Source organism: Streptomyces swartbergensis (assembly GCF_002148965.1).
GTDB classification, from domain to species: Bacteria; Actinomycetota; Actinomycetes; order Streptomycetales; family Streptomycetaceae; genus Streptomyces; species Streptomyces swartbergensis.
Genome location: NZ_NGFN01000237.1, coordinates 1 through 13,598, shown reverse-complemented (window position 1 = coordinate 13,598; position 13,598 = coordinate 1). Strand labels below are relative to the sequence as shown.

Here is a 13,598-nt window from a genome sequence, read left to right as displayed (position 1 = left end):
GCGTCCCGCCCCAGCAAGCCCCCTATGGCCAGCAGCCCCCGTACGGTCAGCAGCCGCCCTACGGCCAGGCCCCGTACGGCATGCCCCAGCCCCCGGCCCCGGGCGGCGGCAAGAAGAAGACGGGCATCATCATCGGCGCGGTCGCGGTGGTCGCGGCGATCGGTGTGGGCGCGTACTTCGTGATCGGCGGGGGTGGTGGCGGCTTGGAGGACGACGGGCCGCACAAGCTCACGACGCCGGCGACGGTGCTCAGCGACTACAAGCGCATCACCAAGGACGGGCAGACCGTCGGCGACGACTCGACGTCGGAACTGGAGAAGAGCGGCGTCAAGAACGCCAAGTCCGCGGCGGGCCAATACTCCACGGTGGACCTGAGCGACTACGACCCCGACGACCCCTCGTCCGCGGCGAAGATGGCGACGGCCAAGACCCTTTCGGTGGCCGGTGCCTCCGGTGAGATCTCCGACCCGGAGGCGACTCTGGACCTGTTCTTCGCCAACTTCAAGAAGTCGGCCGAGAAGGAGTCCTCCACCGGGTCCGGCAAGCCCGAACTGATCGGCGAGCCCGAGGCGGCCGACCTCGACGGCGCGGTCATGAAGTGCCAGTCGGTCAAGGGGCAGGACCGCGCGACCAAGCAGGAGAAGACCAACTGGTTCTGCGCGTGGGCCGACTACAGCACCATCGCCATCGTGTCGCCGGGCGACGCGGCGCAGGGCGTCACCAAGGACGTGGCGATCGACCTCACGACCAAGGTCCGCGGGGAAGTCCGCGTCAAGGCCTGACACCGGCAACGACGAAGGCGCCCGGCAACTGTGCTGGGCGCCTTCGCGTGCAGTGGGTGACTAGGCCGTCTTCTGCTCCCCAGGACCGCGTCCGCGCGCATCCCGCGGAATCAGCGTCGGGTTCACGTTCGACTGGACGACGTCCGCCGTGATGACGACCCGGGCCACGTCCTTGCGGGACGGGACCTCGTACATCACGCCCTGGAGGACTTCCTCCATGATGGCGCGCAGGCCGCGCGCGCCGGTCTGGCGGAGGATGGCCTGGTCGGCGATGGCCTCGAGGGCCTCGCGCTCGAAGTCCAGCTCCACGCCGTCGAGTTCGAAGAGCCGCTGGTACTGCTTGACGAGCGCGTTGCGCGGCTCGACGAGGATCTGGAGCAGGGCCTCGCGGTCGAGGTTGTGGACCGAGGTGATGACCGGGAGGCGGCCGATGAACTCGGGGATCATGCCGAACTTGACCAGGTCCTCCGGCATGACCTCCTGGAACTGGTCCTTGGACTCCATCTCGCGCTTGGAGCGGATCTGCGCGCCGAAGCCGATGCCCTTGGCGCCGGCCCGGGACTCGATGATCTTCTCCAGGCCCGCGAAGGCACCGCCCACGATGAACAGCACGTTCGTCGTGTCGATCTGGATGAATTCCTGGTGCGGGTGCTTGCGGCCGCCCTGCGGCGGGACGGAGGCCGTGGTGCCCTCCAGGATCTTCAGCAGGGCCTGCTGTACGCCCTCCCCGCTCACGTCGCGCGTGATCGAGGGGTTTTCACTCTTCCTCGCGACCTTGTCGATCTCGTCGATGTAGATGATCCCGGTCTCGGCCTTCTTGACGTCGTAGTCGGCGGCCTGGATCAGCTTGAGCAGGATGTTCTCGACGTCCTCGCCGACGTAGCCGGCCTCCGTCAGGGCCGTGGCGTCGGCGATCGCGAAGGGGACGTTCAGCATCCGCGCGAGGGTCTGCGCCAGGAGGGTCTTGCCGGAGCCCGTGGGGCCGAGGAGGAGGATGTTGGACTTCGCCAGCTCGATGGCGTCGTCGCGGCCGCTCCCCCCGCCGTTCTCACCGGCCTGGACCCGCTTGTAGTGGTTGTAGACCGCCACCGAGAGGGCCTTCTTGGCGGCCTCCTGGCCGACCACGTACCCCTCGAGGAACTCGTAGATCTCGCGGGGCTTCGGGAGCTCCTCCCAGCGGACCTCGCTGGTCTCCGCCAGCTCTTCCTCGATGATCTCGTTGCAGAGGTCGATGCACTCGTCGCAGATGTACACACCGGGCCCTGCGATGAGCTTCTTGACCTGCTTCTGGCTCTTGCCGCAGAACGAGCACTTGAGCAGATCGCCGCCGTCACCGATGCGTGCCACGGTGTGCTTCCCCTTCGCCTGGGAGACTCCTGGACGCCGAACGTCCAGCGGACTCCTGGTGCTGCCTTATGTCCGACGGTACCTTGCCGGGCCCCTCGTTCGGGCCCCCCTTGGCGCGGTTCACTTTGACGTGGACCGTCCGAAACCGTGCCAAGGGGCGGCAGACGATACAGCCTGTCGCCTCAGCGCAGGCTCGAGTTGTCCATCTTCCGGGTGGAGATGACCTGATCGATCAGGCCGTAGTTCAGCGCGTCCTCGGCCGTGAGGATCTTGTCGCGCTCGATGTCCTCGCGGATCTTGTCGATCGCCTGGGTCGAGTGCTTGGCCAGCATCTCCTCCAGCTGCGTACGCATCCGGAGGATCTCGTTGGCGGCGATCTCCAGGTCGGACACCTGGCCGCGGCCGGTCTCGCTGTACGGCTGGTGGATCAGCACGCGCGCGTTCGGCAGGGCCATGCGCTTGCCCGGGGTGCCGGCGGCCAGCAGGACGGCGGCGGCGGAGGCCGCCTGGCCCATGCAGACCGTCTGGATGTCCGGCTTCACGTACTGCATCGTGTCGTAGATCGCCGTGAGCGCCGTGAAGGAACCACCGGGGCTGTTGATGTAGACCGAGATGTCACGGTCGGGGTCCATCGACTCCAGGCACAGCAGCTGCGCCATGACGTCGTTGGCGGAGGCGTCGTCGATCTGGACGCCGAGGAAGATCACGCGCTCCTCGAAGAGCTTCGCGTACGGGTCGTACTCGCGAATGCCCTGGGAGGTGCGCTCGACGAAGCGCGGGATGATGTAGCGGGACTCGGCCTGCGGGCCGGTGTACTCGCCCTGGGCGGCGCGCATGTCCTGCACGGCGTGCATACGGTCGTAGATCCCGCTGCCGGGGAACTGGTTCACGGTGTCTCCTGAAAAGGGCTGAGGCGGTCGGCTGGGGCTGTCTGGGGTCGCGGGGGCCCGGGAGGGCTCCGTGGGCCTCACGGGGCTCCACAGGCCCCGTGGGGACCTCTCAGGCCCCGGTGCCGCCGCCGCCCGGCATGCCGGCGGCCGTGGGGATCACGTCGTCGATGAGGCCGTACTCCTTGGCCTCGAAGGCGTCGAACCAGCGGTCGCGGTCCGAGTCCCGGGTGATCTGCTCGACCGACTGGCCGGTGTGCTGGGCGGTGAGCTCGGCCATGCGCTTCTTCGTGTGCAGCAGCCGCTCGGCGTGGATCTTGATGTCCGAGGCCGAGCCGGCCAGGCCGGCGGAGGGCTGGTGGATGAGGATCTCGGCGTTCGGCAGCGCGAAGCGCTTGCCGGGGGTGCCCGCGCTGAGCAGGAACTGTCCCATCGAGGCCGCGAGGCCCATCGCGATCGTCACCACGTCGTTCTTGATGAACTGCATGGTGTCGTAGATCGCCATGCCGGCCGTGATCGAACCGCCGGGGCTGTTGATGTACAGGTAGATGTCCTTGTCCGGATCGGCGGCAAGGAGCAGCAGCTGTGCGGTGATCTTGTTCGCGATGTCGTCGTCGACCGGCTGGCCGAGGAAGATGATCCGCTCGTTGAGCAGCCGGTTGTAGACCTGGTCGCCGAGGCCACCACCGATGGAAGGCTCGCCGGCGGCTGAAGGCATCAGATTCGTCACGTATCCACCTGCTCGTCTTACGACGGCGCCGGGCCGTCTTCACGTGTTCCCTGCGGGGCGGGAGCCGTATCGGAGACTCCACTGCCCTGGTACTCATGGACCCTAACGCGCGGGTCCCTTCGGGGAATCCCGGAGATGGGAGTGTTCGCCGGGGGCGTAGCGCGGCGCGGCTGTGGCGGGGTGATTCGGTCCATCGGCGGCTGCGGGCGCGTCGTGGTGGCTCGCGCAGTTCCCCGCGCCCCTGGGGTGTCCTATCCCCCTGGGTGGCAAGAAGGCCCTGGGGCGTGCCCCAGGGCCTTCTCACGAACTCACCGCTGCCGGGGCTCAGCCCTCGGTCTTCTCCTCGGCGGACTCGGCCGGGGTCTCCTCGGCCGAGGCCTCGGCGGACTCGGCCTCGTCCTCTTCGTCGTCGAGGTCGATGATCTCGCCGTTGGTGTCCTTGACCGTGGCCTTCTCGACCACGACGGCCAGGGCCTTGCCGCGGGCGACCTCGCCGACCAGGAGCGGAACCTGGCCGCCCTCGACGACCGCCTGGGCGAACTGGTCGGGGGACATGCCGGAGGAGGCGGCACGCCGCATGAGGTGCTCGGTGAGCTCCTCCTGGTTGACGTTGAGCTTCTCCTGCTTGACGAGCTCGTCGAGCACGAACTGGGTCTTGATGCCCTTGACCGCGGCCTCGCGGGTCTCGGTCTCGAACTCCTCCTCGCTCTTGCCCTGGATCTCCAGGTACTTCGCGAGGTCGAGACCCATCTGGCCGAGCTGGTGGTGCTCGAGGTTGTGCTTGCGCGTGTTGACCTCGTCCTCGAGCAGCTTCTCGGGGACCGGGACCTCGACCAGCTCGAGCAGCTTCTCCAGGACGCGCTCCTGGGCCTGCGTGGCCTGGTCGTACTGCTTCATGTTCTCCAGGCGCTTGCGGCTGTCGGCGCGCAGCTCCTCGATGGTGTCGAACTCGGAGGCGAGCTGCGCGAACTCGTCGTCCAGCTCGGGCAGTTCCCGCTTGGCGACCTGGGTGACCTTGACGGTGACCTCGGCCTCCTTGCCGGCCGCCGAGCCGCCCTTGAGCTCGGAGGTGAAGGTGGCCTCGCCACCGGCCTCCAGGCCCTTCACGGCGTCGTCGATGCCGTCCAGCAGCTCGCCGGAGCCGATGGTGTAGGAGACGCCGTTCGCGACGCCGTCCTCGAGGACCTCGCCCTCGACCTTGGCCTCCAGGTCGATCGTCACGACGTCGCCGTCCTCGGCGGCACGCTCGACCGGGACGGTGGAGGCGAAGCGCTCACGGAGCTCCTCGACCGCCTTGTCGACGTCCTCCTCGGTGACCTCGACGGCGTCGACCTCAACCTCGATGCCGGAGTAGTCCGGGATCTCGATCGTGGGGCGGATGTCGACCTCGGCGGTGAAGTTCAGCGTCTCGCCGTCCTTCAGCTCCGTGATGTCGACCTCGGGCTGGCCCAGGGGGCTCAGCTCGGCCTCGTTGACCGCGTCGGTGTAGAACTTCGGAAGCGCGTCGTTGACGGCCTCCTCCAGCACCGCACCGCGGCCGAACCGCTGGTCGATGACCCGGGCCGGGACCTTGCCCTTGCGGAAGCCCTTCACCGTGACCTGCTGGTTGATCTTCTTGTACGCCGCGTCGAGGCTGTCCTTGAGCTCCTCGAAGGGCACCTCGACAGTGAGCCGAACCCGAGTCGGGTTCAGGGTCTCCACGGCGCTCTTCACGGTTCGGTCTCCTTGTGGCTGACTTCTTGGGTTCTGCCGGTGCCAGAGCGGCCCGGCGGATTTCGCCGCCCGGAGGACTTCAGACGATGAGACACACGGGCGTGCAGCTTGCATAGTAACGGCAGCGACTACACCGCCCAAAAGGCGATCACGCGAGTGACGCAGGAGACGATCACTCGAGTGATCGGCCGGCTGGTCGGGGTGGCGGGATTTGAACCCACGGCCTTCCGCTCCCAAAGCGGACGCGCTACCAAGCTGCGCCACACCCCGTCTGGTGCGACACGTAGGGTACATGCCCCCAGGCGCTGCGGCCGCCGCATTTCCACAGGGCCCGTGCCGCGTCGGCCACGGCGGGAATGCGGTGTGCGACGAACGGGCCCGACCCGCTACGATGCCTTCTGTGCCGCGGTCGCCCGACCTGCGGCGCGCGCTGTGCGGGCGTAGCTCAATGGTAGAGCCCCAGTCTTCCAAACTGGCTACGCGGGTTCGATTCCCGTCGCCCGCTCTGTGGATCTCGGGCCCGGTTCTTCGGAACCGGGCCCGAGGTGTTTCTGCAGCGGGTCACAGGTCGCGTACGTCCACCGTGTAGACGGAGCGGACACCGTAGGGGACGTAAAGTGCGTCGCCGACGAGGACGAGCGGGGCGCCCGCGGTGACGAACGTGCTGTTGGCGCGACCGCCGTCGTCTCGGCCGGAGCGGGTCCCCTCGATCTTGCCGGTACTCGCGTTCAGAACGGCGAGGCGGCCGCTGGGAGACGCCAGGTACACATGGGTGGCGGAGGCGGCCGGGGGTCCCTGCTGCTCCACGGAGGAGTTCGCTTCCCACAGCGTCCGGCCGGTTCGCAGGGAGACCGCGCGGACGCCTCCGCTCGCCCGCGTGAAGTAGACGGTGCCGCGCACCAGGTACGCGTCGGCGTCCTCGGGCCGGGGCTGCGCGAGTCGCCGCACGGTGAGCACGCGGGAGGAGACGTCGATCAGGGTCAGCTCGCGGTTCGTGTCGAGGGTGTCCGCGAGCACCAGGCGTCCGTCGTGCTGGCCGAGCACCTGCGCGGAGCCGTCGACCTCGACGGTCCAGCGGGCCTTTCCCGTGGCCGGGTCGATCTGGGAGACGGTGCTGCGGCCGGTTTTCCCCTCCTCCTGCACGGTCGCGCAGAGGAGGTAGGCGCGGCGGGCCGCCGAGAGCAGCTGACAGTCCGGGAAGTCCGGCTTCGGCTGCCTCCAGCGGACGTCGCCGGTCTCGGCGTCGAGCAGGGCGTACTGGTCGCCCTGAGCCCCGTAGAAAGTGACTACGCCTTCGGGGACGGCCGTGGCCGCGCCCTGCGTACTGTCAGGGACGATCGCCGCCTCGCCTGTGCCGATGCTGGTCCTCCAGAGCACCTTGCCGGTGTCGGCGGCCAAGGCGTTGACCGTGTAACTGGTCCGGATGCTGTTCGCAGAGTCCTGGTCGTCGGCCTCGTAGCCGTAGACGCGGCCGTCGCCGGTCCCGATGAGCGCGCCCTCGTTGCCGGAGGCGCCGTCGGGGGTGCGGTCGACGGGCCGGGACCACGTGTTGCGGCCGTCGGCCAGACCGAAGCGGGTCGCCATGAGGTCGGCGCCGGCGCACACCAGGGAGGCGTCGACGGCGGCACAGCCCGCGAGGGAGGTGTCGGCACCTCCCAGGACGCGGTCGCTGCCCGGCGCTGCCTTCGCGGCGGTCGCCCAGGGCTTCCAGCCCTTGGGGAGGTCGGCCGGCTCGGCGGTGGCCGAGGGCTCGCGGTCGCGGTCGCGGGTCAGGGTGATGGTGGTGGTGACGAGCGCGGCGAGTGCGACCGCCACGGCGGCCGACACCAGCAGCAGTCCATGTCTGCGACGCGTGCGGGTGCGGTCGGTCCGAGGTGCCGGCCCCGCTGCCGGATCGGCAGCCGCTTGGTGCTGCTCGGTCGGAGTTCTGTCGAGCCGGTGACGCCCGGCCTCGTCCCGCTCGGCGCCCGTCTCGTCAGTCAGGGGGTRCTGTGTTTCGCCCTGCTCCGGGCGCGCCGCGTCGGGCCACGCCGCGCCGGCGGGCTCGGTCGGGCGGGTGCCCGGCCGTGGTCGTACGGGTCGTGGCCGTGGTGAGGCGGTGCCGGGCAGGTGGCGCCCGGTGGGGCTGGCGGTGCCCTCGCGGAGCAGGGTGAACAGTTCGTCCGCGGCGGGGCGGGACTTCTGGTGCTTGTGCAGGCAGGAGCGGATGAAGGGAAGGAGCTCGTCCGGTACGCCGGTGAGGTCCGGCTCGCCCTCGACAACCCGCAGAGCCGTCTCGTACGGGCTGGGGCTGTCGAACGGACCCCGGCGGGTGGCCGCGTAGGTGAGGACCGAGCCGAGGGAGAAGATGTCGGCTGCCGGGCCCACGTCCTGGGGAGAGGCGAACTGTTCCGGGGACATGAAGGGCGGCGTGCCCATGACGCGGCCGGTCTGRGTGAGGGCGTCGGAGGCGGCGAACTCGGCGGCGCGGGAGATGCCGAAGTCGATGACGCGCGGGCCGTCGTCGGCGAGCATCACGTTGGCCGGCTTCAGGTCGCGGTGGACGACTCCGGCGCGGTGGATGTCGCGCAGCGCCTCGGCGAGGCCGGCCGCGAGTTCGCGCAGGCGGGGCAGCGGGAGCGGGCCATGCTCGCGGACGTGGGTGCCGAGGTCCGCGCCCGGTATGTAGAGCGTGGCCATCCAGGGGCGCGGCGCGTCGGCGCCCGCGTCCACGACGGGGGCCGTGAAGGCGCCGCTGACCTGGCGGGCGGCGGCCACCTCGCGGCGGAAGCGGGTGCGGAACTCGTCGTCGTCGGCGTACTGGCCGTGCACCAGCTTGATCGCGAGGCGCCGGCCGGAGGCCGAGCGGGCCAGGTAGACCACACCCATGCCGCCGGAGCCGAGGCGGTCCTCGATGCGGTAGCCACCCACCTCCGGCGGGTCGGAGTCGCGCAGCGCCATCCCCGTACGTTCCCCCCGTCACGCACCGTCCTGTGGTCGGGGAGGAGCGTATCCGCACGCTCCTCGGGTCGGCGGTACCGGCCCGGTCAGAAGCTGATCGAGTTGATGGTCTGCGCTATCGAGTTGAGGAACCGCTGGATGTCGTCGGCCATACCGGTCGAGGCGAGGAAGAAGCCGAAGAGGACCGCCACGATCGCGGGGCCTGCCTTGATGGAGCCGCCTCTCAGCAACACCACAAGGATGATCGCCAACAGCAGCACCACAGACAGTGAAATGGCCACAACTGATCACACCCTCGGTCGGTCCGCTCTCCCGGCCCGGGACGCGACCACGCGCACCCCGCCAGAACCATCGTGCCACCAACGCGGCCGGGCTATGCGGCCCGTGACGCATCGACCACCTCACTCGTGTCCGAACCGGTGTGCGCCGCCTGGAGCCCGGGGCCGAACTGCGAAGACTCGTACGGCAATTCGATGCGCCACCCGCACCGGGAATTCAACCGAATCGTTTCCGTGTCCACACAACACGTTCGCAGCTAATTCGAATTGCCCCCGCAAGCCCCTCAACAACCCTGTCGGCAGGCTCCGAAGGGGCGCGGAAGTGGACATTCCGCCGGAGTCGCCTGCTGGTCCTATGCGTCGCTTAGTCCGGAAGTATCATGACAAGCACGGCGGGTGTGACGAGCACGGCCCGCCGTCGGCTGATGTGTTGGCCATCACTCCGAGAGTGACGTCAACTATCCGAAATCCGGGGGTACCCACAGCGAATAGCCAGGATTCACAACCGGCGTTTTACGAATAGCTGCAGGGAACGCTAGGGTGCCTCAGATGTTCCACGCTGCCTCGTCCCCCGCAAGCGCAGCGAGGTCCCGGATCGTCTCCCCGAGCTCTTGGTGGGAGGGTCTGTGACGAACTCGCTGCGACCGAACGGCGACCGCAGGGCGCCACTTCCCCCGGCACAGTCGTCGGCCGACGGAGTGCCGAGCCCGCGCTCGCCACAGAGCCCGCAGAAGAAGCAGAACGGCAAGCAGCGCGACGCGTTCTTCGACAACGCCAAGTACCTGGCGATCGTGCTGGTGGCCATGGGCCACGCCTGGGAGCCGCTCAAGGGCGACAGCCGGATACTCGAGGCCGCGTACCAGGTCGTCTACGCCTTCCACATGCCGGCGTTCATCATCATCTCCGGCTACTTCTCGCGCAGTTTCGACATGCGGCCCGACCGGCTGAAGCGCCTGATCACCGGCGTCGCCGTGCCGTACATCATCTTCGAGACGGCCTACCCCCTCTTCAAGCGGTGGATCGACAACGACCCGCACCAGGACATCAGCCTCCTCGACCCCTGGTACCTGACCTGGTTCCTGTGCGCGCTGTTCATCTGGCGGATGACCACTCCCATCTGGAAGATGGCGCGCTGGCCGCTGCCGCTCGCGCTCGGCCTCGCGATGCTCGCGACCGTCTCCCCGGAGATCGGTGACGACCTGGACCTCCAGCGGGTCCTGCAGTTCCTGCCCTTCTTCGTGCTGGGCCTGGTGATGAAGCCCGAGCACTTCCACATGGTGCGCCGCCGTTCCGTGCGGATCGCCTCGGTGCCCGTGTTCGCGGCCGCGCTGGCCTTCAGCTGGTGGGCCGTGCCGCGCATGAACACCGCGTGGTTCTACCACCGCGACTCCGCGCAGGAGCTGGGCGCGCCGTGGTGGACCGGCCCGGTCATGGTGCTCGCCATGTTCGGCTGCTCCCTGGTGCTGACCGCCTGCTTCTTCGCCTGGGTGCCGCGCCGCCACATGTGGTTCACCGCGCTCGGCGCCGGCACGCTCTACGGCTACCTGCTGCACGGCTTCCTGGTGAAGGCCGGTGACTACCAGGGCTGGTTCGAGCCGACGTGGATGCACCAGCCGCTCGGCGAGATCGCCGTGACCGTCGCCGCAGCCGCCGTCGTGACGGTGCTGTGCACCAAGCCGGTGCAGCGGGTCTTCCGGTTCGCGATGGAGCCGAAGATGGCGTGGGCCTTCAAGCGGGACGCGGCCGAACTCGCCCGTGAGCGCCAGAGCGCCGAGCGGTCCGAGCGCGACCGCGAGCGCGAGCGCGAGAAGGTCAACGCCTGACGCCCGTACCGCATTCAGTAGTTCAGCAGTTCATCCGACGAGACCGAGAAGTGCGCGCATCCGCGCGTACTTCTCGGTCAGTCGTGTGCGGGTCGCCTCGTCCAGGACCGCGAGGCGTGCCGGGTCCGCGTTGTGCGCCAGGTCCGACTCCTTCACCAGCAGCGCACCGGGCGTGGCGAGGATGCGCGCGGCGTACGCCTCGGGCGGTTCCCCGGCCCGCTTGGTGACCGCCAGGACGATGTCCTTGGTACGGCTGCTCAGCGCGGCCTCGCGCAGCCACTCGGGCGAGAGCGCGTCGTCCTCGACGGCGTCGTGCAGCCAGGCCGCCGCGATCTGTTCCTCGTCACCTCCCCGTGCCCGTACGCCCTCCGCGACCGCCTGGAGATGCTCGGCGTAGGGCCGTCCGGCCTTGTCGGTCTGGCCGGCGTGCGCGGCGCGGGCGGTGGCCTCGACCTGGGCCAGGGTCAGCGGGGTGCGGGGTGTGGTGCGGGGTGTCTCGGTCACGGCTCCAGTGTGCGCCTGACTCCGGTGCGTACCTGACTCCCGTGTGCGCCTGCCTCCGGTGCGTACCTGACTCCCGTGTGCGCCTGAGGAGAACCGCGCCTCAGCGGGTGGCGGCCGCTGTCGGGCCCTCCCGGCAGATCAGCAGCAGGGCCCGGTCGTCGTTGACGTCCTTGGCCACCGCCTCGATGAGATGCCAGGCGGCGCCGTGGAAGCCGCCCGCGACGTAGCGGTCGGCCTCGCCGGTGAGGCGGTCGATGCCCTCGACGATGTCGCGGTCGGAGGTCTCCACCAGGCCGTCCGTGAACAGCATCAGCACGTCACCCGGGCGGAGCGAGCCCTTCACCGGGTCGAACTGGGCGCCGTCGTACACGCCGAGGAGCGGGCCTTCCGCCGCCTTCTCCTCCCAGCGGCCGCTGCCCGCGCTGAGCTGGAGGCCCGGCGGGTGGCCGGCGGAGTAGAGCTCGTAGTCGCCGGAGTCCAGGTCGAGGACCAGGTGGATGGAGGTCGCGAAGCCCTCGTCCCAGTCCTGGCGGAGCAGGTAGCCGTTCGCGGCCGGGAGGAAGGCGTGCGGCGGGAGGGAGCCCAGGAGACCGCCGAACGCGCCGGACAGGAGCAGCGCCCGGGAGCCCGCGTCCATGCCCTTGCCGGAGACGTCGGTGAGGACGACCTCGAGCGTACGGCCGCCGTTGGTGCGCGCGGCCACCACGAAGTCGCCCGAGAAGGACTGGCCGCCCGCCGGGCGCAGCGCCATCTCGCGGTGCCAGCCGTCCGGCAGGCCGGGCAGCTTGCTCTGCACCCGGATGCGTTCGCGCAGGTCGAACAGCATGGTGCCGCCGCGCCGCCAGGGCACACCGACGCGGCTGCGGAACTGGGCCAGCAGCAGCCCGAAGAAACCGCAGGCCGCGACCACGAGCACCACGCCCGGGGTGACCCTGGACGGGCCCTCCGTGTAGGGGCCGAGCCGCACCGACTCCACGATCAGCGCCGTGGCCGCCGCCGCGTACAGGCCGAGCAGGCTCGCGGGGCGCAGCAGCAGGCCGCCCACGACGACCGGCAGGACCAGCGCGGCCGGTGAGAACCACACCGAGTTCGCCAGCGTCGCCGCCGCGATCAGCGGGACGGTGATGAGCAGGCCGACCAGGGCGATCCAGTCCGAGCCGTCGCCGCGGAAGTAGTCCACGGCGGCCCGGCGCACGCCGACGCGGGCCCGGTGCCACTGCTTCTTCAACCGGGCCGTGAACGTCTCGGCTTCCGCGCGCCGCTCTCGTCCTGCTGCCATTAGTTCGGGACCCTATCCATCGGACCGGCCACTTGGCACGGGAGGTCCTACTTGTCCCCCGTCCGAGGGCCGACTTCACAGTGAACTTCACGTCGCGCAGCCCTGCGCAACCCCGGGGAAATTCCCTCGCTCGTCCCGCATCGCCCTGCTAGGCATGGTTCATGACGACTGACACGGCCGGCTCCGCGGCGACCCCGCGGGTACTTCGGCAGGACGACTGGGACAAGTGGTACGACACCCTCATCCGCGGCTTCGGCGGGGTCCCGGAGTCCGCCGAGGAGCGGGAGTTGTGGAACTCGCTGACCGAGTTCGACCGTTCACTCGGTGTCTGGGACGGGGACGACTGTGTGGGGACGGCCGGGGCGTTCCGCTTCCGGCTCACGGTGCCCGGCGGGGCCTCGGTGCCGGCCGCGGGCGTCACGATGGTGAGCGTGGCCGCCACGCACCGCCGGCGCGGTGTCCTGACGTCGATGATGCGGCGGCAGCTGGACGACGTCCGTGCCTGGGGTGAGCCGCTGGCCGTGCTCACGGCCTCCGAGCCGGCGATCTACGGCCGGTTCGGATACGGCATCGCCGCCTTCCACTTGAACGCCGGGATCGACACGAGCCGGGTGCGGCTGTCGTCGCTGCCGGCGGGTACGGACGAGGTGCGTCTGCGGTACGTCGTTCCCGCCGATGTCGTCGATGTCGTCGATGTGTGCGAGGCGGTGTACGCGCGGCTGGTGCCGTCGCGGCCGGGGATGCTGGCGCGGCAGCCCGGCTGGGAGCGGCTCGGGGTGCTCGATCCGGAGAGCGACCGGGACGGGGCGTCGCCGCTTCAGTGCGTCCTCGCCGAGCGGGACGGGGAGACGGTCGGGTACGCGCGGTACCGCGTCAAGCCGGGCTGGGAGCCCGCCGGGCCCAACGGCAGCGTGATCGTGGAGAACTCGGCCGCGCTGGACCCCGCGGCGGACGCGGCGATGCTGCGGTTCCTGTTCGGCTTCGACCTGACGTCGACGCTGGTGATGCGGGGGCGGCCGGTCGATGACGCGTGGCAGCACCTGGTGTCCGACATACGGCGGTGTCAGCCGCGGTTGCGGGATTCGCTGCACGTACGGCTGGTGGATGTCGGGGCCGCGTTGGAGGCGCGGACGTATCAGGCGCCGGTGGATGTGGTGTTCGAGGTGGAGGACGCGTTCTGTCCCTGGAACGCCGGGCGTTGGCGGCTCAGCGGGGATGCGAAGGGGGCGTCCTGTGCGCGTACGGCGGATGCGGCGGATGTCGCGTTGTCCGTACGGGAGTTGGGGGCGGCGTATCTCGGTGGGGTGAGCCTCGG

General features: G+C 69.7%; 11 protein-coding genes and 2 tRNA genes. 4 read left to right on the top strand and 9 right to left on the bottom strand.

The window, feature by feature from the left end; genetic code table 11:
• The coding region (locus tag CA983_RS29895) for a hypothetical protein (protein WP_086603935.1) at window positions 1-782 on the top strand (782 nt) is incomplete at its 5' end.
• A 60-nt stretch (window positions 783-842) separates the two neighbouring features.
• Here CA983_RS29895 and clpX read toward each other — a convergent pair.
• The 5 genes from clpX to CA983_RS29870 form a co-directional block, all read right to left on the bottom strand.
• Window positions 843-2,129 carry an ATP-dependent Clp protease ATP-binding subunit ClpX gene (gene clpX, locus CA983_RS29890; protein ID WP_086603933.1) on the bottom strand — a complete coding sequence of 429 codons (1,287 nt, stop codon included), beginning with the start codon at window positions 2,127-2,129 and terminating at the stop codon, window positions 843-845.
• A gap of 182 nt (window positions 2,130-2,311) precedes the next feature.
• Complete coding sequence (locus CA983_RS29885; RefSeq protein WP_086603932.1) at window positions 2,312-3,019, bottom strand: ATP-dependent Clp protease proteolytic subunit; 708 nt, start codon at window positions 3,017-3,019, stop codon at window positions 2,312-2,314.
• A 109-nt stretch (window positions 3,020-3,128) separates the two neighbouring features.
• Window positions 3,129-3,734, bottom strand: coding sequence for an ATP-dependent Clp protease proteolytic subunit (locus CA983_RS29880; RefSeq protein ID WP_086603934.1), 606 nt, complete (start codon window positions 3,732-3,734; stop codon window positions 3,129-3,131).
• A 336-nt stretch (window positions 3,735-4,070) separates the two neighbouring features.
• Window positions 4,071-5,459, bottom strand: coding sequence for a trigger factor (gene tig, locus CA983_RS29875; protein ID WP_158101902.1), 1,389 nt, complete (start codon window positions 5,457-5,459; stop codon window positions 4,071-4,073).
• 193 nt (window positions 5,460-5,652) lie between these two features.
• Window positions 5,653-5,729, bottom strand: a tRNA-Pro gene (locus tag CA983_RS29870).
• Window positions 5,730-5,893: 164 nt separating this feature from the next.
• On the opposite strand from CA983_RS29870, the gene CA983_RS29865 reads away from it, so the two are divergent.
• Window positions 5,894-5,964 (top strand) — tRNA-Gly (locus CA983_RS29865).
• Between the two features lie 56 nt (window positions 5,965-6,020).
• On the opposite strand, the gene CA983_RS29860 is transcribed toward CA983_RS29865, so the two are convergent.
• Together CA983_RS29860 and CA983_RS29855 are read right to left on the bottom strand one after the other, a co-directional pair.
• Window positions 6,021-8,399, bottom strand: coding sequence for a protein kinase domain-containing protein (locus tag CA983_RS29860; RefSeq protein ID WP_086603930.1), 2,379 nt, complete (start codon window positions 8,397-8,399; stop codon window positions 6,021-6,023).
• 86 nt (window positions 8,400-8,485) lie between these two features.
• A complete protein-coding gene (locus tag CA983_RS29855) occupies window positions 8,486-8,680 on the bottom strand; it encodes a hypothetical protein (protein WP_086603929.1) in 195 nt (64 codons plus the stop codon).
• Window positions 8,681-9,303: 623 nt separating this feature from the next.
• Between CA983_RS29855 and CA983_RS29850 the strand changes: the two genes are divergently transcribed.
• Entirely contained in the window at window positions 9,304-10,500 is a 1,197-nt protein-coding gene (locus tag CA983_RS29850) for an acyltransferase family protein (RefSeq protein WP_086603928.1), read from the top strand.
• 30 nt (window positions 10,501-10,530) lie between these two features.
• Here the strand turns inward: CA983_RS29850 and CA983_RS29845 are convergent, their stop codons facing one another.
• Both CA983_RS29845 and CA983_RS29840 read right to left on the bottom strand, forming a co-directional pair.
• Window positions 10,531-11,004, bottom strand: coding sequence for an HD domain-containing protein (locus CA983_RS29845; RefSeq protein ID WP_086603927.1), 474 nt, complete (start codon window positions 11,002-11,004; stop codon window positions 10,531-10,533).
• Between the two features lie 100 nt (window positions 11,005-11,104).
• A complete protein-coding gene (locus tag CA983_RS29840) occupies window positions 11,105-12,283 on the bottom strand; it encodes a PP2C family protein-serine/threonine phosphatase (protein WP_086603926.1) in 1,179 nt (392 codons plus the stop codon).
• A 161-nt stretch (window positions 12,284-12,444) separates the two neighbouring features.
• On the opposite strand from CA983_RS29840, the gene CA983_RS29835 reads away from it, so the two are divergent.
• Window positions 12,445-13,598, top strand: a 1,154-nt coding sequence (locus CA983_RS29835; protein WP_086603925.1) for a GNAT family N-acetyltransferase, incomplete at its 3' end; no start/stop codon positions are given.

Excerpts from the sequence above, each read along its gene's own strand:
- CA983_RS29880 (WP_086603934.1), bottom strand. The coding sequence starts at position 3,734 with ATGCCTTCAGCCGCCGGCGAGCCTTCCATCGGTGGTGGCCTCGGCGAC.
- CA983_RS29840 (WP_086603926.1), bottom strand. The coding sequence starts at position 12,283 with ATGGCAGCAGGACGAGAGCGGCGCGCGGAAGCCGAGACGTTCACGGCC.